Source organism: Nocardia sp. NPDC055002, from assembly GCF_053608825.1.
This window is the reverse complement of the sequence record NZ_JBSGWE010000009.1, coordinates 130,649-149,022: the sequence shown is the minus strand read 5'-3', so window position 1 is coordinate 149,022 and position 18,374 is coordinate 130,649. Positions and strand designations below refer to the sequence as shown.

Below are 18,374 nucleotides of genomic sequence, written 5' to 3'. Positions count from 1 at the left end.
TGTTCGGCGCCGCGGGTTAGCGGCGCCGTAACCTCGCCTTCGAGGGCGCGCCCGGGATCATTGTGGTTGCGTGGCGAGGTAGCGAACAGGTGAACCACAGGCGGTAGCGCTTGCTAACGTTGAAGTCCGGGATCGGGTGATCCCGGACTTTCTGTTTTCCTCGTCTAGCGTCGAAGGGGCCCTGCCTCGTGTCTGTTGCCGTGTCCGCATCCATCGCCACCGACCACCTCATGCGCTTCCCCGGCCGGTTCGCCGATGCGCTGCTCGCCGATCAACTCGATCATGTGTCCTTGAGCTTCCTCGTCGACGATCTGCAGATCCGCCGCGGCGGAGTGGCGGGCAACATCGCCTACGCGATGGGCCTGCTGAAGCAGCGTCCGGTGCTCGTCGGTGCCGTCGGCGCCGACTTCGCCGAGTACCGCCAGTGGCTGGAGGCCAGCGGTGTCGACTGCTCGGCGGTGCACGTGTCCGCGACATCGCACACCGCCCGGTTCGTGTGCACCACCGATGAGACGATGGCGCAGATCGCGTCCTTCTACCCGGGTGCGATGAGCGAGGCGCGCGATATCGACATCGCCGCGATCGCCGCCGCGCACGATGTCGACCTGGTGCTGGTCGGGGCGAACGATCCCGACGCGATGGTCGCGCACACCCGCCAGGCCAAGGCGCAGGGTATCGCCTATGCCGCCGACCCGTCCCAGCAGCTGGCCCGTCTCGACGGCGAGCAGGCGACCGAACTGGTCGACGGCGCCGCCTATCTGTTCACCAACAAGTACGAGTGGGCCCTGCTGCAGCAGAAGACCGGCCTCAGCGAAGCCGACATCACCGCCAAGGTCGGCATCCGGGTCACCACGCTGGGCTCCGAAGGTGTGCTCGTCGTCGACGCCGACGGCACCGAGGTCCGCGTCGGCGTGGTGCCCGAGGTGGCCAAGGTCGACCCGACCGGTGTCGGCGACGGTTTCCGCGCCGGATTCCTCACCGCCCACCGCGCCGGCCTGACCCTGGAACGCGCCGCCCAGCTCGGCTCCCTGATCGCCGTCCTGATCCTGGAGACCACCGGCACCCAGGAGTGGACCCTCAACACCGAAGACGCCCTCGAGCGCCTCACCAAGGCCTACGGCTCGGATGCCGCCGACGAACTGGCCTTCCTGCTCTGACGGACAGAACGCGAACGCCCCCTGGATCTTTCGATCCAGGGGGCGTTCTTCTGTGCGTCTACAGCGAGACCGGGTAGACCGGTTCCTGGATCTCGGGCTTGATGCGGTCCTCGACGAAGATGCCGTGCCAGACCATGAAGACCAGGACGGTCCAGAGGCGGCGGCTGTGGTCGGAGACGCCCGCTTTGTGGTCGCGGAGCATCTGGAGGACGGCCGGCTTGTGCAGCAGGTGGTCGGTCTGGGACTCGGCGATCTGGGTTTCGGCCCAGTCGTAGAGTTCGGTGCCGCGCAGCCAGTGGCGCAGCGGGACCGGGAAGCCGAGCTTGGCGCGGTGCAGGACGTGGTCGGGGACGATGCCGTCCAAGGCCTGGCGCAGCGCGTACTTCGAGGTTTCCTTGGTGATCTTCTGGTCGAACGGGATGCCCTCGGCGACGCGCATGACCTCGTTGTCCAGGAACGGCACGCGCAGTTCCAGGGAGTTGGCCATGGTCATCTTGTCGGCCTTGACCAGGATGTCGCCGCGCAGCCAGGTGAACAGGTCCAGGTGCTGCATGCGTGCGACCGGGTCCCAGCCCGCGGACTGGGCGTAGATCGGCGCGGTGACGTCCTGGTGGGTCCACTCGGGACGGAAGTCGCGCAGGACCGCGCGCAGCTGGGCGTCGTTGAAGCTGCGGGCATTGCCGTAGTAGCGGTCCTCGAGGCTGAGCGAGCCGCGCTGCAGCAGCGACTTGCCGCGCTTACCGTCGGGGATCTTGTCACCGAGCTTGCCGAGCAGCTTGCGAGCACCGGCGGGCAGATATTCGAAGGGCTTGAGCGACAACGGTTCCCGGTAGATCGTGTAGCCGCCGAACAGTTCGTCGGCGCCCTCGCCGGAGAGCACGACCTTGACGTGCTTGCGGGCTTCCTTGGCCACGAAGTACAGCGGGACCAGGGCCGGGTCGGCGACCGGATCGTCGAGATACCAGACGATCTCGGGGATCGCGGCGGCGAATTCGGCGGGGGAGACCACCTTGACGATGTGGCGGGCGCCGATCAGCTCGGCGCTCTCGGCGGCGACGTCGACCTCGGAGTAGCCCTCGCGCTCGAACCCGGTGGTGAAGGTGATCAGCTTCGGGTTGTGGCGCATCGCCAGCGCGGCGATGGCGGTGGAGTCGATGCCGCCCGACAGGAACGAGCCGACGGTGACATCGGCGCGCATGTGCTTGGCGACCGAGTCCTCCAGGGCGGCGGCGATTTCGGCGTAGCGGGCCTTCTCCGAGCCCGCGACGAACGGGCGAACCCGGAAGTCGGGGCGGAAATAGCGGGTGACAACAGGCTCCTGGCCGACCTTCACCGTGGCGTAGTTGCCGGACTCGAGGCGACGGATGTTGCGGTGCAGCGACTCGGGCTCGGGCACGTACTGCAGCACCGTGTAGTGCTCGAGCGCGCGCGGGTCGAGCTCGTCGGACAGGTCCAGCGGGCTCAGCAGTTCGAGCAGGCTCTTCTTCTCGCTGGCGAAGGCGGTGCCGCCGGGGCCGGTCGCGATGAACAGCGGCTTGATGCCGAACGGATCGCGCGCGAGGAACAGTTCCGAGGTCTCGGTGTCCCAGATCGCGAACGCGAACATGCCACGCAGCTTGCGCACGGCCTCGGGGCCCCAGAAGTGGAAGGCGGCCACGATGGCCTCGCCGTCACCGTCGGTCGCGAAGATCTTGCCCTCGGGGAATTCGGCGCCGTGCTCGGCGGCCAGCTGCTCGCGCAGCTCGAGGTAGTTGTAGATCTCGCCGTTGAAGGTCATCGCGTAGCGCTGCGGGTTGTCCGCCGGGCCCCAGCGCAGCGGCTGGTGCGAGTGCTCGATATCGATGATGGACAGGCGGTTGAACCCGAAGATCATGTGATCGTCGTGCCAGGTGCCCTTCTCGTCCGGGCCACGATGCCGCTGGCAGTGCAGCGCGTCGTACACCTGATCGACCACCGCGGTCGTCGCGGAATCAGCTGTCAGGAATCCGAGCAGTCCGCACACGGTGTCGCCCAACCTTCTCTCGTTCGATGATGGGTGGCCACAACGGGCCGAAACGCTGTGTCCGAGTATGCCGCACGCCTGCCCGACACGCCGCGCTCGCCCGCTCGCGCGGGGTGCGTAGCCACCAGACGGGGGTCAAACCGCAGGTCGCGATGTTCGGTGCGGTCACGGCGGAGTGTCGAAAGTGACCCCGCGACAAGACAGTGCCTGCTTTGGTCTACGCTGCGTAGTACTCAGGTCCTTCTCAGGTGTGCAGGCGTCACAGCGGCAATACTTCGGGACGGCCTGAAACTGCTTTGAAGAGGTGTCGAACGGGCGAATCGCCGCCCGGACGACGCAATGTGTCGGAATGTGTGGCGACCAGGAAGGCGTGAGCGTGGCGCACAAGGCGAGCGAAGAGATCGGGGCACGACCCGAGAAGGGTCGGCAGGGCCGGATCCTTCGGCGGGCCGGGCTGGCGGTGTCCTTGGGGATCACCGCGATGCTCGTCTCGGGCTGCTCGATCGACAATGTTTGGCTCCGGTTCGGCTGGCCATCGGGTATCACCCCGCAGGCCACCCGCATGCGTGAGCTGTGGACCTGGTCGGTGCTGGCCGCGCTCGCCATGGGCGTGCTGGTCTGGGGTCTGACCTTCTGGACGATCATCTTCCACCGCAAGCGCAAGAACTCCCCGGAGTTCCCGCGTCAGACCGGCTACAACGTGTCGCTGGAACTGACCTACACGGCGATCCCGTTCGTGATCATCGCGGTGCTGTTCTACTTCACCGTGGTCGTGCAGAACTACGTGCACGAGAAGACCGACAACCCGGATGTCACCGTCGACGTGACCGCCTTCCAGTGGAACTGGAAGTTCGGCTACCGCAACATCAACAACGTCGGCGGTCTCACCTGGAACGGCATCGACACGGAGAAGGAGCTGCTGAACGAAGAGCAGCTCGCCGAATACCGTGAGCTGAAGAACGACAAGGGTCACCCGCAGCCGGGCCCCCTGCACGGCAAGCCGGCCAACGACATCCTCTCGTACCTGCACTACGACAAGGTCGAGACCTTCGGCTCCAGCGAAGAGGTTCCGGTCCTGGTGCTGCCGACCGGTAAGCGCATCGAGTTCCAGCTCGCCGCCGCCGACGTGATCCACGCCTTCTGGGTGCCGGAGTTCATGTTCAAGCGCGACGTGATGCCGAACCCGAAGGAAAACCAGTCCGACAACGTCTTCCAGATCTCCGAGATCGAGAAGGAAGGCGCGTTCGTCGGCCGCTGCGCCGAGATGTGCGGCACCTACCACTCGATGATGAACTTCGAGGTCCGCGCGGTCTCGCCGGAGAAGTACGCCAAGTACATGCAGGCGCGCATCGACGGCAAGACCAACGGTGAGGCGCTGGCATCGATCGGCGAGTCGCCGGTGGCCACCTCCACGTACCCCTTCAACACCAAGCGTGATGCCAAGAGCGCTTCGGTGAACGAGAGCAAGTGAGGATTCTGATATGAGGATCGAAGCGCGGATCTTCGAACTGCTCACGGCGTTCTTCATCCTGGTGGGCATCGTCTACGGCTTCTTCACCGCCCAGTCGCGCACCGGCATCGAGTGGGCGGGCACCACCGCGATCGTGCTGACCGCGGGCCTGTCGCTGATCATCGGCACCTACTTCCGGTTCGTCGCGCGTCGCATCGACCTGCGGCCCGAGGACTACGAAGAGGCCGAGATCGTCGACGGCGCCGGTGACCTGGGCTTCTTCTCGCCCGGTAGCTTCTGGCCCATCCTCCTCGCGGGCGCCGGTTCGGTGACCGCGCTGGGTCTGGCGTTCTTCCAGTTCTGGCTGATCGGCCTCGGCGTGGTGCTCGTGCTCGCCGCCGCCGCCGGCCTGGTCTTCGAGTACTACCTGGGTGCCGAGAAGCACTGATCCAGCAGGAAAACGGTCGTCGCGACGCCCTCAGCCGAGGGAGTCGCGGCGACCGTTTTCGTTGTCGGAGGGTGTGTGCGCCGAGAACGACAGAGCCGGTCGTGCGAGCGCACGACCGGCTCTGGGCATCGAATGCCTCAGTGCGCGAACACCAGTCCTTCCTCCGGTCCTTCCACTTTGCGCGGAGCGGACAGCTGCACGATCCGGCGGGGCAGCGCCGCCGCGACCACCGCGCCGATGAGCGCGGTCGCGCCACCGATCAGGAAGGCGATCGTGAAGCCGCGGTCCAGATAGAACACCGCGCCCTGCGTCATCTCCGGCGGGATCGGCGCGATGTAGGAGTTGTTCATGATCGTGAACGCGATGACCGGCAGGACGGCGGGGAACACGCTCTGCGAGACGCCGACGATGCTCGCGGTGCCCGCCTGCAACTGCGGCGGCACGGCCTCGATCAGCAGATTCGGGATCGCGGCGTAGGCCATGCCCATGCCCGTGCCGAAGATGCCCGCGAAGACGATCAGCAGGGGCTTGCTGTCGTGCACGGCGGCGGTCAGCACGAATCCGACGGCCATCAGCAGCATGCCGCAGGTCATCAGGATGCGGGGGCGCACGTCGCGGCGGCCGACGAGCACACCCACGAGCACACCGCCGACCACCACCATCAGCCCCACCGGCGCCTGGAAGATCGCGAAACCCTCCGCGGTGACGCCGAATCCGTATTCGAGCCCGAACACGGCCGGTGTCATGGCCATCATCGGCAGCAGGATGGTGAACAGGCCACTGGCGCCGTAGCAGAGTCCGGCGCCGATCGTGGTGAGCAGCACCGAACGACGGCCGAGCACGTCGAGGTCGATCAGCGGCTCCCGGATCATTCGCGCGCTCGCCAGCCAGGCCAGCAGCAGCACGACACCACCGAAGAGGTACACCATGGTCGTACTGTCACGCCAGCCCCAGGTCGGCCCGAAGCTGACCGCGATGAGGATGCCGGCGATGCCGCCGCCGAGCAGAAACGCTCCGAGCGGGTCGATCCGTGAGCGCAGCCGCACCGACGACTCGGCCGTCGTGAAGAAGATCAGCGCGCCCAGTACGGCGAGACCGATGACGAAGAACCAGAAGATGCTGCGGAATCCGTGGTTGTCGATCAGCCACCCGGTGAGGAACGGCGCGGGAATCGCGATCAACCCCATGCCGCTGGTGGCGATGCTGACCGCCAGCGCGATCGTCTTCGCCGGGAACACGTCCCGGATCAGCGAGTAGCTCAGGAACAGGCAGGGGATGAGCAGGCCGGTCAGCGCACGGCCCGCGATCAGGACCGCGTAGCTGCCCGCGATCGCCGACAGCAGCGATCCCGCCGCGGCCACGGTCACGCAACCGAGCAGGGCTTTGCGCTTGCCGTACATGTCCGCCAGCTTGCCGATCAGCGGCGCGGTGACGGCGCCGACCAGCAGGAACGACGTCAGCAGCCAGGCGCCCTGGGTGGTCTGGTAGTGCGCGGCGATCGACGGTAGCGCCGTCGAGATCATCATGTAGCTCACCGCCAGCATCTCCAGCAGGAGCACGATCGAGGCGAGCGAGAAGATCAGGCGTGGGGTCCAGCGGTCCACGGCGGGTGTCGGAGTGGGAGCGACCATCAGAGGTCCTTTCGAGGATGGGGCCCGCATCCGACGAACGATCGGAATGCGTAACCGACATCACACTTTCTCCGGGTGAGCCGTAGAGCCGACTATCCCATCCACTGGGAGATGGATATGACTGATAGTCAGATGGTCGCCGTCGAAACCGACGTGACCAGCGGGTCAGGCGTGTAACACAGTGCGCGAATACGCGCAGCCGGGTGAAACGCCGAACCCGTCGAGTCCTTCCTCAGACGCTGTAGCGCAGGCCCTGCTCCGAGCGGCAGATGTCGTCGATGCCCGAGACGATCTCGCGCAGCTGCTCCGAGGGCAGGGCCGAGGGACGCAGGCGGCAGGTGAAGGTGATCAGGCCGTAGTCGGCGGGCGTGAGGCCGCGGGCGGCGGCTTCGGCGCGCAGGTACTCCGAGCGCACGCCGTAGGTCATCGCGGAGATGACGGTGAAGCAGCCCGAGCGCTCGCGGTGCGCCGAGAACAGATCGTGCAGGCCGTAGAAGACCGAACCGTAGTTGGCCAGCGGGGCGAACACACCGACGCGGTAGGCGGGGCCGCGCTCGGAGGAGTTGATGACGGTGTCGGCCAGGTACTCGGCGTCGCGCATGGTGAGGACCTTCGGCGCGAACATCAGCGCGCCCGCCGCCGCGTTGCGGACCGGCATGCCCGCGCGGCCGCCCGCGGCGGAAGCGATGGCGCCCAACGACTTGCGGGTCCGCGTGCCGACCTCACGCCGGGCCCGCAGGCCGCGCGTGGGGGCGGTGGGGTACAGGCTCGACCACTGACCGAAACGGACGGCGCCGAGGGTCACCTGGCCGGTGCCGACCGGGCGCGCCACCTTCAGCGGGGCGGTGTCGACCCAGCGACCGACCTGCAGCGCCGCGCTGCCGGGGTTGGTGATCTCGTTGGTCGCGTGCTCGACGAAGGAGTCGAAGTCGAGGAACCGGTCGGCGTCGGTGGTGAGCATGGTGTGGTCCTTGTCGACCTCGACCACGTCCAGGGTGAGGGCGGTGATGATGCCCGCGCGACCGCCCGCGCCGAGGATGCGGTGGAACCGCTCGGTGTGGTGACCGCGCCCGCAGGTGCCGATCCGGCCGTCGGGGTCGACGTACTCGAGGTCGACGATCTGGTCGATGAACATGCCGTAGCGATGCGAGGCGGTGCTCACCCCGCCGACGGAGGCGAAGCCGCCCGCGGTGATGTCGCGATGATCGCCGACCACCGGCAGGCCGAGGCCGTGCGCGCCGAGGCGGCGGTCGATCTCGGACAGCTTCGCGCCCGCCTGCACGCGCACGGTGCGCCGACCCAGGTTGATGTCGAGCACCGAGTTCATCTTGCGCAGCGACAGCGCCCCGCGCTGATCGGTCAGGCCATAGGACTCTTCGGTCTGTTCACCGCCGCGCACCGTCAACCGTTCCGAGCGACCGCGCGAATCACGCACAGTGCGAACGACATCCGCCGTATCGGTGGGGAGATATTCTTCGGAGATGACGGTATGCGGCGTGCCCATGACCGCATAGCTAACCATAGGTGCGCGGTTCTTGCGCAGGGTACTTCGCACCTATTTCCGCGTGGGCGCGAGTTGCTTGGTGAACAGGACTTTTCCGGTCGCGTCGCACAAGTTGACGGTCATTTCTCCGGTGCGGCCGTCGATTTTCACCTCGCCGAAGTGCTGGTACTCCGGATCCATCGGGGAGGTGTTGGCGGTGGGCGGCGCGTGGACGTAGACCGCCTCGGGTCCGAAGGTGGGATCGAGGGGGTTGGGGCCGAAGGCGCCCGCGTTGAGCGGGCCCGAGACGAACTCCCAGAACTCGTCGAAATCGGTGAAGGCGGCGCGGGTGGGGGAGTAGTGGTGCGCGGCGGTGTAGTGGACATCCGCGGTGAGCCAGACGACATCGCTGACCTTGTTCGCCTTGATCGCCGAGAGCACCTGCGCGATCTCGGTCTCGCGGCCCGACGGTGCGCCGGGGGCGGCGTTGGCGGGGCCTTCGAAGGCGGTCTTGCCGTCGGGGACGACCACACCCAGCGGCAGGTCGGCGGCGACGATCTTCCAGGTGGCCTTGGAGTTCTTCAACCCGTCGGTGAGCCAAGCGATCTGGGCGGCGCCCAGGATCTGGCCCTGGGGCGCGGTATTGGCGGTGTTGGCGTCTTTGTAGGCGCGCATGTCCAGGACGAACACGTCCAGCAGCGGGCCGTAGGAGATCTTGCGGTAGAGGCGGCCGTCGACGGCTTCCTTGGGCTCCAAGGGCATCCACTCGTGGAAGGCCTGCCAGGAACGCGTAGCGAGGGTGTCCATGCTGCGCTCGGTGTAGCCCTTGTCGGCGGCGACCGTGCCGCCGGGGGACCAGTTGTTGGTGGTCTCGTGGTCGTCCCACTGGACGATCTGGGCGACGGCGGCGTTGAACCGGCGGTAGTTGTCGTCGGTGAGGTTATAGGCGTAGTTGCCGCGGAACTGGTCGAGGGTTTCCGCGGGGGCGTTCTTCGCTTCGGCGGTGATGTTGCGCCAGATCCGGCCGTCGGGCAGCGTCACCGATTCCTTCAGCGCGTTGTCGGCGTAGATGCAGTCGCCGGAATGCAGGAACAAGTGCGGGTCGCGAGCGGCCATGGCGGAGAACACCTTCATGCCGCCGAGGTCCGGGTTGATCCCGAAACCCTGGCCGGCGACGTCACCGGACCACAGCAGCGAGATGTCGGCGGGCGCGGTCGGCGCCGTGCGGAACACGCCGGTGAGGGCCTCCGAGCTCGCGCCCCCTTCCCCATCGAGGCGCACCCGGTAGTGCACGAGCTGCCCGGCGGGCAGACCGTTGACCCGCACCCGCCCGGTGCCGTCGGTAGCCGGGGTGAGTAGCGGCCCGGTGAATCGCTTGACGTCGGTGAACTTCTCGCTCGCCGACGTCTCCACCACCAGTGTCGCGGGCGTATCCGAGCGAGCCCAGATCAAGGCGCCGTCGCTGCGCGGATCCCCGACCGCCACCCCGTGCGTGAGCGAAGGCCTGGCTCGCACCAGTGCGGGCCCTTCGTTACCGCATGCCACCAGCGCGGGGGCGGTCACCACACCGAGGGCGGTTGCGCGCAGCAGCGTGCGCCGAGACATCGCGAAATCCGAAACAGCCATGAACGTCACGGTGCGCCACCGGTCGGAACACGCGGTCGTTAGCAAGGCAACGGAACATGAACGGTGCCGTACGACAGACCGAACTCGGGTGAGGCGTCTACAGACCCGCGGCGGCGGCGGTTTCGGGGTACCAGCGGGTGCATTCGGCGCGGAGGGGCACGGCGGTGTGGAGCTGGCACAGGACTGCCAGGCCGCCGAGGAAGGAGCGCAGGATCGGGGTGTGGGCCGGCGGCATGGTGAGTTGGCGCAGGATGTTCGTCAGGCGCAGGTCGGTGGCGAGGCGGACCTGTTCGCGGAGCCAGTCGGCCGAGAGGGGGTAGGTGGGGGCGAGCAGGGCTTCGCGGACCGGTTGGAGTCGGGCGGCGACGGTGGCGATGTCGAGGTCGCGGTCGGGGGCGACGAAGCCGTGGCGGCGCATGGCGGCCTCGAGGTCGGCGGGGGAGTCGGCGATGACGGCGGCGCCCACGTCGCTCGCGACGTCGAGGAAGGTACCGGGCCAGGGAGTGCAGGCGCCGAAGTCGACCACGCCGAGCCGGCCGTCGGGCATGCGAAGGAAATTGCCGGGGTGCGGGTCGCCGTAGACGAGGGCGGCGCGGGCGGGAGCGGAGAACAGGAAGCGCATGATCAGCACGCCGAGCCGGTCGAGTTCGTTCGCATTGCCGCGAATGATCAGCCGGGACAGGGGAACACCGTCGAGCCATTCGGTGACCAGCACGTCGCCGCGCTGGGCGATCACCCGGCTCACCACGACATCGGGGTCGTCGGCGAAGGAGGTGGCGAAGGCGCGCTGGTTGACGGCTTCGCGGGCGTAGTCGAGTTCGTCGCGGATCTCGTTGCACAGCGCCTCCACCACCGGGCGGGTGTCGGCGCCGGGCAGCAGTGCGGTGAACAACGGTGTGGCGCGACGCAGAGCTTGCAGGTCGGCCAGCACCGCGCGGCGGGAACCGGGGTACATGACCTTGACCGCGACCTGCGTGCCGTCGTGCCAGCGCGCCCGATGGACCTGGCCGACCGAGGCGGCGGCGGAGGCGCGGTCGTCGAATTCGAGGAACAGTGAGCGCCAGTGCGGGCCGAGATGGGTGGCGAGCTCGGCGTGGACCGCGCCGGGAAGCATGGCGGGCGCCGAATCGTGCAGTCGGGCAAGGGCTTGGCGGTACGGTTCGGCCAGGTCGGGGGCCAGTCCGAGTTCGAGCAGGCCGAGGAGCTGGCCCAGTTTCGCGACACAGCCCTTGAGCTCACCGAGGACCTGGAAGAGGTGTTCGGCGGTGCGAACGCGGATGTCGCGGTCGACGGCGGCGGGGTCGCGACCCGCGGCGCGTTTGCCGAAGCCCGCGATGCGGCGGCCCGCGTAGGCCACCGGTACCGCGGCCAAGCGCGCACTGCGCACTACCCGGCCGGTGGGTGGATTGCCGTCACGAGGGGTCGTGCGCCGGGCGAACGGCATGACGCGACCCTCGTCGGATTCGCCTCCGGCCATCGTCTACCTCGCTGTCCCCGACGCCCGCCACCTGTGGTGGCCGCCCGCCCGTGCCTGGCAAAGGTTACCAATCGGGCGCGAAGGTGTCCGGGCAACGGCGGACGCGTGCGAGAAGGATTGATCCGAGCGACGTAGACGTGCGCCGGTTCATCGTGTGGCGCACCAGGTTTCGGCTCAGCCGGCCTTGGTCTCGGGAATGCGGGTGGCGTCGATCTGGTTGTCGGTGGGTGCGACGCCCTTCTTGAGGCTGTGCGCGTACACGTCGACATATTCCTGGCCGGTGAGCCGCATCAGCTCGTACATCACCTCGTCGGTGACAGCGCGTTCGACGAAGCGGTTGCCGCTCATGCCCTCGTAGCGCGAGAAATCAAGAGGCGCTCCGAACTTCAGCGTGACCTTCTGGCGACGCCACTTGAACGGTCCGGGCGGGCTCACCTTGTCGGTGCCGATCACCGCGACCGGGATCACCGGGACGCCGGTCTCCAGCGCGAGGCGCGCCATGCCGGTCTTGCCCTTGTAGAGGCGGCCGTCAGGGGAGCGGGTGCCCTCCGGGTACAGGCCGACGAGGCGACCTTCGTCGAGGAGCTTGGTGGCGGCGGTGAGCGCGTCCTCGGCGGCCGAGGCGCCGCTGCGGTCGATCGGGTACTGGCCGGTGCCGCTGAAGAAGAACTTCTGCAGCCGGCCCTTGAAACCGGGGGTGGTGAAGTACTCGGCCTTGGCCAGGTAGTTGATCCGGCGCGGGCTCAGCAGCGGAGCGAACAGCCAGTCCGAGAAGGAGAGGTGATTGCCCGCCATGATGGCCGGGCCCTCGGTCGGAATGTTCTCGACCCCTTCGACCTCGGGCCGGTTGTACACGTGCATGAACGGCCCCACGAGAACGAACTTGAGCAGCCAGTAGAACATGGCGTCCTTTCCCCGGGACCGTGATGGTCGTGTAGAGCCTCGTCGGACAACGACTTTACCGCTGGTCGCAGGTCACAACCAACCCGAGCTGGTAGCTGGAGCACATGGCTGTGACCCTTATCTCGCCGCGCGACCGGCCACCGGCGCATCGACCGCCGCCCTGGCCAATTCCGCGGCGCCGATCATGCCCGCGGCCTCTCCGAGCTGGGTGGTGCGCAGGCGTGCCAGCGGCCGGTGCCCGGCTCCGGTGACAGCGCTCGCGTAGTGTTCGCGAGCCTCGTCGAGGAACAGCGGCGCCGAACTGCTCACCCCGCCCGCGATCACCACGAGGTCGGGATCGAACAGATCGCTGACGAAGGCGAGGCCGAGTCCGAGCCACCGCGCGAAGTCGGCCATCACCCGGACCGCGAGTGGATCGCCGTCCTGTGCGGCGCCCGCGACCCGGCGGCCGGTGAGCGAGCCGGGGTCGCGCAGAACGTCGCGCGCGAGCACCGAACGCACAGGGTCGGTGGCGAGCATTTCGATGGCGGTGTCGGCCAGCGCCGTTCCGCTGCAGTAGCGCTCCCAGCAGCCGTGTTTGCCGCAGGGACAGGCACGGCCCTCGGGCACGACCTGGAGATGGCCGAGTTCGGGGGCGATGCCGTGGCTGCCGCGATAGAGCTGACCGTCGATGAGCAGCGCGGCCCCGATGCCGGTGCCGATCGCGACGAGCACCACCGTCTGCCCGCCCGCCGCCGCGCCGAAGCGGTATTCGGCCCAGCCCGCGGCGTTCGCGTCGTGTTCGAGGATCACCGGCAGGCCCAGCCGCGCGGTGAGCCGTTGGGCGACCGGGGCGTTCTGCCACGGCAGGTGCGGGGCGAACAGGACCGTCGATTGATCGGTGGAGATGAAACCGGCGACGGCCAGCCCCACCGCCGCGATCGGATGCCGCCGGGCCAGCTCGCGCACCGAGCGGTCGATCGCGTCCTCGAGGGCGCGCGCCGAATGTGGGGTCGGCGCCTGCACGGTGTCGAGCACCTCGCCGTCGACGTCGACCACCGAGGCGCGAATGTTGGTGCCACCCACATCGATGCCGACGGTGAGCAGGTGTTGCGGGTCGATCCTGCTGGTCATCCCCGGATCGTCACCGGAATGTCGACATATTGCGAGCGTGGCGCGCGGGCGGCGGCCGACCGATCCTCGGCCCTGGGGCGCTGGTTCGGGGTGCCGGCCGTCGGCTGCGCGGTGGGGGCGAAGGTGTCAGCGCCCGGCGCGGTCGCGTCGGCGCGGTCCGGTTCGGGGGTGATGTGCGGTGTGCGCGTGGTCCGAGGCGCGTTGTACTCGTCGACCCGGCGTGGGCGCGGGGCACTGGACTGGTCCGGGCGAGGGGCTCGCCGGCGCGGGCTGGAACCCGGATCCTGCAGACCCGTGGCATCGCGGGGGCGTGGGGGCTGCTCCGTGGGCTCGGGTGCGGTGGCGTCGTCGGCCGAATGCGGGTGTGCCGCAGCGTGCTCGGCCCATTCCGGCGGGAGAACCGGTTCGACGGGGATGCCCGCGAGGGCTTCGCGCAGGACCGTCACCATGGAGGTGCCGTGGTCGGCGAGGGCCGCGACGACGTCGTGGTGGTCGCCGCGCAGCAGGGCCGCGGCCGCGCAGACCGGGCACCAGGCGCAACCGCCCAGATCGGCTCGGCCGTCGGCGGCGGTGCGGCGCAGCACGGGTTCGACCCGGGCGAGGAGAACTTCGGAGAGTAGGCGCAGCTCCTCGGTGAACTCGGCGAAGCCGTCGTGGCCGTGGCGCTCGGACTGGGAGTCAGTGCTCATCTGCGGTGGCCTTCGTGTAGTTCGGATCGGCGGGCCACACCCGCGGATCGGGCCGGAAGCGGACCACGAGGTGACCGGTGTCGAGTTCGGCGCCCGCCACCGTGCAGCGGCGCAGCACCGGCGCGAGCCGTACGCGTGTGCGTACCCCGTCGGCTCCCACGATCAGATCGTCCTCCACTCGGCCCAGCCGCAAGGTGCCGGGATCGACTACCGGCAGCCGCATCCGCATCGCGTACACGGAGTCGACACCGGAGCCGGACTCCCATCGAACCATCGGTTCGCCCGAATCCGCTCCCTGAGCGTGTGAGGCGGACAGCGTGTCGACCGAATGCGAGAAGGCCGCCAGCGAATTCACCCCCACCGGTTCGGCGCCGGCGTGCTGGGCGATCAGGATCGGGACATCGGTGAGTTGCTCGTGCAGCCGGGCCACCACCTCGAGTTGCTCGGCGCGGCGGTTCAGGTACCAGTGCACGGCCGGGTGGGCGTTGTCGCCGGGCGGTGGCACCGGCGCCAGCACCTTGTTCACCACCACCGCGTCCATCCGCAGGCCCAGCAACGCGGCCGCCGAACGCACCCGCCGCGCCTCGGCGACGGCGACCTGTTCGGGGCCGGTGATCAGGCGAGCGCTGGTACGGGTGCGGTCGGCGAGGAGATCGCGGACCTGGGTCACCGCGACCACGACCCGTTCGACCGCGGCCGCGAGCACCGCCTTGCGCAGATCCAGTCCGATCGCGCTCATCGTGCGCGCATGCTTGGGCCAGAGGCGTTCGAGATAGTTGAGCATGGTGTCGGGGGCGGTGACGATGCGCAGCATGTCGGCCGAGGGCGGGCAGTCGACGACGATGACGTCCCAGTCGTTCTCCTCGGCGTACTGGGCGATCTCGACCAGCATCAACAGTTCCTGCACACCGGGCAGCCCGGTCAGCTCGGCCGGGTCCAGCGCGGCGAGGTCGAAGCCGTGATCGTGGCCGCCGCCCTTGGCCAGCATCGCCACCACATCGCGGAACCGGTCCTCGAGCAGGGCGAGCGAGTCGATCTCGATCACCTCGATCCCGGGCGCCACCCTGGCCACCCCGGCGACGGTGCCCGGATCGTGTGGGAAACGGAAACCGAGCGCGTCGCCGAGTGAATGGGCCTGATCCAGCGAGGCGATCAGCACACGCTGACCCGAGCGGGCATAGGTCATGCTCGTCGCGCAGGCCAGCGTCGTCTTCCCGACACCACCCTTGCCGACGAACAGTTCGACGCGGGTACCGCCCGGGGCGCTCAGCCTTCGACCCGCTTCTTGAGCTCGTTGAGCGCGGTGTCGGTGATGACCTTCTCGGCTTTGCGTTTGAACATGCCGATCATCGGGATGTTCAGGTCGACGGTGAGTTCGTAGACCACCTCGGTGCCACCCCCCGGCCGGTCCCGGAGTTCGTAGCTGCCGTCCTGGGCCTTCTGCAGGTCACCTTCGAGCAGCCGCCAGCTCACCGCTCTACCGTCGGCGCGCCAGGTGTAGGACAGCACGTAGGTGTCCTTGACGACGCCGGCGTCGAGCACGAACCGTGCTGTGGCCGCGCGCCCTTCGGCGTCGCGATCGATGACTTCGACCGACTTCGCGGCGGCCACCCACTCCGGATAGGACTCCAGATCCGCGATAACGGCCATCACCTGCTGCGACGGTGCGTCGATGAGAATCGATCTCTGAGTCCGGTCGGCCATGGCAGCCAAGCCCTCATTTCTGTCTGGGAACGATGCCTGTCAGGGGGCGGCGGCGATCGCGGGCGCGACGCCCGCGGGGCGACCGGCTTCGAGTCGCGCCTTGAGCTCGAAGGCCATGTTGCGACCCGCGACCCGGCGGGCCCGATTGGCCGCGGCCAGCGCGCGCGGCGACTCCGACGCGGCCGTGGTGGGCTCGGCGTGCAGGAAGTAGTGCAGGATGGCGCCCTCGGGGACGGCCTCGAGCCATACCTCCATGGTGCCGGTCAGCGCGCCTGCCACCGTCCAGCGGATGCCTTTGTCGCCGCGATCCTCGCGCACATCTAGGCGCAGGTCGGGCCACCAGCGGCGCCAGTTGTTCGCGGCGCTGAGCACCTCGGCGATCGCGGTGCCGGGTGCGGCGAGGAAGGTCTGATCTGCGACCTGGATACTGCTCACCCGGCTGAGCGTAGTGGACGCCACACCGGGCCCGGCCAAGGTGTCACCGCAGCAGTTCCCGCAAGCGGGCGCCCTGACGGTCCCAATGCCAGTTCTGCTCCACCCAGGCCCGGCCCGCGGCGCCCATCTCGGCCGCCTTGTCCCGGTCGGTGAGCAGCTCGACGATGGCATCGCTGATCTGCGGGACCGACCGGCCGTGCACCACGATGCCGGTCTCGCCCTCGCGCACCGTCTCGGGGGCGCCGCCGGAATCTCCCGCCACGACCGGGACCCCGGTCGCCGACGCCTCGAGGAAGACGATCCCGAGGCCCTCGACGTCCAGGCCTGCCCCGCGCGTGCGGCACGGCATCGCGAACACATCGGCGATCGTGTGATGGGCGGCCAGCTCGCCGGAGGGTACCCGCCCGGTGAACACCACACTGTCCTGCACGCCGAGCGCCTCGGCCAGCGCGCGCAGGCGCGTCTCGTACGGTCCACCACCGGCGATCACCAGCACCGCGCCGTCGACCCGCTCGCGGATCTCGCTCATCGCCACGATCAGCATGTCCTGACCCTTGCGCGGGACCAGCCGCGACAGGCACAGCACCGTCGGGCGCTCGCCGAGGCCGTAGCGGGCGCGCAGCTCTTCCCGGGCGGCCGGGTCGGGCCGGAACTCGGTGGGGTCGACGCCCGGCGGTAGATGCTCGAGCGCCGCGCGCGGACCGAAGGCCGAGGCGAAACGGCCGCGGGTGTACTTGCTGACGTAGGTCACCACATCGGTGTGCTCGCCGATCGACCGCAGCACCTGGCGCGAACCGGGCAGCATCGACCAGCCGACCTCGTGACCGTGGGTACTGGCCAGGATGCGCTCCGCGCCCGCGCGCCGCAGCATCGGCGCCATCGCGGCCAGGGGAGCGGCCGCACCGAACCACACGGTGTCGCAGTCGTGCTCGCGCAGCAGCGCACTCGCGCGCTTGATGACCGCGGGGGTCGGCAGCATCAGTGTCGTCGGATGACGCACCACCTGGAACTTCTGCGCGGCGTCGAACTTCTCGTGGCTGTCACCGCGCCAGCGCGGGGCGTACACCACCAGGTCCTCGGGCGGCAGCTGATTCGACAGCGCCTGCAGATACGACTGGATTCCGCCCGGCCGAGGCGGGAAATCGTTGGTAACCAGCAGAGTTCGGGCCATAAGAGAACAACCTAATCGGTCGGCTGACAGGTGGGCGGACGTGGTCAGGCGTACCCGCGCCTGCGACCGTCATGCGGCGCGGCCGCGTAACCAGGCCCGCCACCCGTCCAGCAACTCGGCACGCGAGGCACCGAGCACGGCGGTGAACGCCGCATCCTGGGCCGCGGGGGACTGGGGGCCGGTGGCCAGGCGCTTGTACAAGGTGGTGAGGGCGGTGGTGCCGTAGCGGTCGGCGAGGAAGGCACAGGTGCTCCACGCGCTTTCGTAAGCGTAGGCCGCGTCGACACCGGTGAAATCGGTATCGGCGACGAGTTCGGTGGGCAGGGCGCCGCCGCGCAACCGGGTGGTCAGCGTGGGCGCGATCTGGGAGAAGGTGGTCTGCTGATCGCGCTGAGCGACGTACTCCGCGAAGCCCTCCAGCATCCACAACGGTGCGCCGTCGGTGGTGTCGGCCCGGGTGGCGAGGTGGGTGAGTTCGTGGCGCAGCAACGTGGCCATCCCCTCGTTCCCGACTCGCCTGCGGGCGTCGGGGTTGAACACGATGCGCTGGTCGGTGGGTTGGGTGCCGGGGGTGTAGGACCCGGTGAGCGACACGGCGGCCACGTCGGTGCCGGTGGCGCCCGCGGACCTGGTCAGCGCGGTGAATTCGGCCGGAGTGCTCGCCACGACCACCACGGGTGCGCGATTCCACTCGGTGCCCCACACCGCGCTCACATCCGAAATGGCTCGGCCCAGTTGTTGTTCGAGGACATCGAGGTCGGCGCGATGGCTGGGGTGGGCCACCAGCAGCGCCTCGGCCGCGGCACCGTCGGCGACTTCACGCACCAGGATCGGGCCGTACGGTTGCAGCTCGCGGCGCACCGGACTCAAGCGCGGATTGTCGATGCCCTCGGAGGTGTCGAGGACTTCGGCCTCGTCGGTGGCCAGCTGCAACGGACCCGCGTTGCGCGGCACCAGGATCAGTGCCACGCACGCCCCGGTCAGCAGCGTGACCGAGGCGAGCGTGATGCAGAATTCCAGGCGGCCGTTCGACGAGAACCACGAACGCAGGCCCGAGCGGGGGGACGGATCGGTCACCGGTCTTG

The 18,374-nt window shown here is 68.7% G+C and carries 16 protein-coding genes; 3 read left to right on the top strand and 13 right to left on the bottom strand.

Features of this window, described 5'->3' with window-relative positions; genetic code table 11:
- The first annotated feature begins 230 nt into the window (after window positions 1–230).
- The gene (locus tag ACWF99_RS29365) at window positions 231–1,157 is read left to right on the top strand and encodes a carbohydrate kinase family protein (protein ID WP_378636813.1); all 927 of its coding nucleotides are present in this window, start codon (window positions 231–233) and stop codon (window positions 1,155–1,157) included.
- Window positions 1,158–1,215: 58 nt separating this feature from the next.
- Here ACWF99_RS29365 and asnB read toward each other — a convergent pair whose 3' ends face one another.
- Window positions 1,216–3,159, bottom strand: coding sequence for an asparagine synthase (glutamine-hydrolyzing) (gene asnB / locus ACWF99_RS29360; protein WP_378661732.1), 1,944 nt, complete (start codon window positions 3,157–3,159; stop codon window positions 1,216–1,218).
- Between the two features lie 481 nt (window positions 3,160–3,640).
- On the opposite strand from asnB, the gene ctaC reads away from it, so the two are divergent.
- A complete protein-coding gene (gene ctaC / locus ACWF99_RS29355) occupies window positions 3,641–4,630 on the top strand; it encodes an aa3-type cytochrome oxidase subunit II (protein WP_378636817.1) in 990 nt (329 codons plus the stop codon).
- A gap of 10 nt (window positions 4,631–4,640) precedes the next feature.
- A complete protein-coding gene (locus ACWF99_RS29350; RefSeq protein ID WP_056816603.1) occupies window positions 4,641–5,057 on the top strand; it encodes a cytochrome c oxidase subunit 4 in 417 nt (138 codons plus the stop codon).
- Between the two features lie 137 nt (window positions 5,058–5,194).
- Here the strand turns inward: ACWF99_RS29350 and ACWF99_RS29345 are convergent, their stop codons facing one another.
- The 12 genes from ACWF99_RS29345 to ACWF99_RS29290 form a co-directional block, all read right to left on the bottom strand.
- Complete coding sequence (locus tag ACWF99_RS29345; protein WP_452537954.1) at window positions 5,195–6,688, bottom strand: MFS transporter; 1,494 nt, start codon at window positions 6,686–6,688, stop codon at window positions 5,195–5,197.
- A gap of 232 nt (window positions 6,689–6,920) precedes the next feature.
- Window positions 6,921–8,192 (bottom strand): FAD-binding oxidoreductase, encoded by a 1,272-nt coding sequence (locus tag ACWF99_RS29340; RefSeq protein WP_378660387.1) that lies wholly within the window; start codon window positions 8,190–8,192, stop codon window positions 6,921–6,923.
- 51 nt (window positions 8,193–8,243) lie between these two features.
- Window positions 8,244–9,797, bottom strand: a complete 1,554-nt coding sequence (locus tag ACWF99_RS29335) for an alkaline phosphatase D family protein (RefSeq protein WP_452537953.1) — start codon at window positions 9,795–9,797, stop codon at window positions 8,244–8,246.
- Window positions 9,798–9,894: 97 nt separating this feature from the next.
- On the bottom strand, window positions 9,895–11,274 hold the full coding sequence (locus ACWF99_RS29330) for an ABC1 kinase family protein (RefSeq protein WP_452537952.1): 1,380 nt from the start codon (window positions 11,272–11,274) through the stop codon (window positions 9,895–9,897).
- Between the two features lie 174 nt (window positions 11,275–11,448).
- On the bottom strand, window positions 11,449–12,177 hold the full coding sequence (locus tag ACWF99_RS29325; protein ID WP_378636561.1) for a lysophospholipid acyltransferase family protein: 729 nt from the start codon (window positions 12,175–12,177) through the stop codon (window positions 11,449–11,451).
- Between the two features lie 117 nt (window positions 12,178–12,294).
- Window positions 12,295–13,290 carry an ROK family protein gene (locus ACWF99_RS29320; protein ID WP_378636564.1) on the bottom strand — a complete coding sequence of 332 codons (996 nt, stop codon included), beginning with the start codon at window positions 13,288–13,290 and terminating at the stop codon, window positions 12,295–12,297.
- The gene (locus tag ACWF99_RS29315; RefSeq protein ID WP_452537951.1) at window positions 13,287–13,979 is read right to left on the bottom strand and encodes a hypothetical protein; all 693 of its coding nucleotides are present in this window, start codon (window positions 13,977–13,979) and stop codon (window positions 13,287–13,289) included. The genes ACWF99_RS29320 and ACWF99_RS29315 overlap by 4 nt, the downstream gene beginning before the upstream one ends.
- The gene (locus ACWF99_RS29310) at window positions 13,969–15,219 is read right to left on the bottom strand and encodes an ArsA family ATPase (protein ID WP_452537993.1); all 1,251 of its coding nucleotides are present in this window, start codon (window positions 15,217–15,219) and stop codon (window positions 13,969–13,971) included. Before ACWF99_RS29310 ends, ACWF99_RS29315 begins: the two co-directional genes overlap by 11 nt.
- A gap of 26 nt (window positions 15,220–15,245) precedes the next feature.
- A complete protein-coding gene (locus tag ACWF99_RS29305; RefSeq protein ID WP_378636569.1) occupies window positions 15,246–15,683 on the bottom strand; it encodes an SRPBCC family protein in 438 nt (145 codons plus the stop codon).
- A gap of 39 nt (window positions 15,684–15,722) precedes the next feature.
- Window positions 15,723–16,118 carry a polyketide cyclase / dehydrase and lipid transport gene (locus ACWF99_RS29300; protein WP_378636572.1) on the bottom strand — a complete coding sequence of 132 codons (396 nt, stop codon included), beginning with the start codon at window positions 16,116–16,118 and terminating at the stop codon, window positions 15,723–15,725.
- 43 nt (window positions 16,119–16,161) lie between these two features.
- Entirely contained in the window at window positions 16,162–17,289 is a 1,128-nt protein-coding gene (locus ACWF99_RS29295) for a glycosyltransferase family 4 protein (RefSeq protein WP_378660402.1), read from the bottom strand.
- Window positions 17,290–17,358: 69 nt separating this feature from the next.
- Window positions 17,359–18,366: a peptidase MA family metallohydrolase gene (locus tag ACWF99_RS29290; RefSeq protein ID WP_378660405.1), complete on the bottom strand. Its 1,008-nt coding sequence runs from the start codon at window positions 18,364–18,366 to the stop codon at window positions 17,359–17,361.
- Window positions 18,367–18,374: the final 8 nt, after the last annotated feature.

Bases quoted from the DNA above. Each gene is read 5' to 3' on its own strand.
- ACWF99_RS29365 (WP_378636813.1), top strand. From the start codon at position 231: ATGCGCTTCCCCGGCCGGTTCGCCGATGCGCTGCTCGCCGATCAACTC.
- ctaC (WP_378636817.1), top strand. From the start codon at position 3,641: ATGCTCGTCTCGGGCTGCTCGATCGACAATGTTTGGCTCCGGTTCGGC.
- ACWF99_RS29350 (WP_056816603.1), top strand. From the start codon at position 4,641: ATGAGGATCGAAGCGCGGATCTTCGAACTGCTCACGGCGTTCTTCATC.
- ACWF99_RS29345 (WP_452537954.1), bottom strand. From the start codon at position 6,688: ATGGTCGCTCCCACTCCGACACCCGCCGTGGACCGCTGGACCCCACGC.
- ACWF99_RS29340 (WP_378660387.1), bottom strand. From the start codon at position 8,192: ATGGGCACGCCGCATACCGTCATCTCCGAAGAATATCTCCCCACCGAT.
- ACWF99_RS29335 (WP_452537953.1), bottom strand. From the start codon at position 9,797: ATGGCTGTTTCGGATTTCGCGATGTCTCGGCGCACGCTGCTGCGCGCA.
- ACWF99_RS29330 (WP_452537952.1), bottom strand. From the start codon at position 11,274: ATGGCCGGAGGCGAATCCGACGAGGGTCGCGTCATGCCGTTCGCCCGG.
- ACWF99_RS29325 (WP_378636561.1), bottom strand. From the start codon at position 12,177: ATGTTCTACTGGCTGCTCAAGTTCGTTCTCGTGGGGCCGTTCATGCAC.
- ACWF99_RS29320 (WP_378636564.1), bottom strand. From the start codon at position 13,290: ATGACCAGCAGGATCGACCCGCAACACCTGCTCACCGTCGGCATCGAT.
- ACWF99_RS29315 (WP_452537951.1), bottom strand. From the start codon at position 13,979: ATGAGCACTGACTCCCAGTCCGAGCGCCACGGCCACGACGGCTTCGCC.
- ACWF99_RS29305 (WP_378636569.1), bottom strand. From the start codon at position 15,683: ATGGCCGACCGGACTCAGAGATCGATTCTCATCGACGCACCGTCGCAG.
- ACWF99_RS29295 (WP_378660402.1), bottom strand. From the start codon at position 17,289: ATGGCCCGAACTCTGCTGGTTACCAACGATTTCCCGCCTCGGCCGGGC.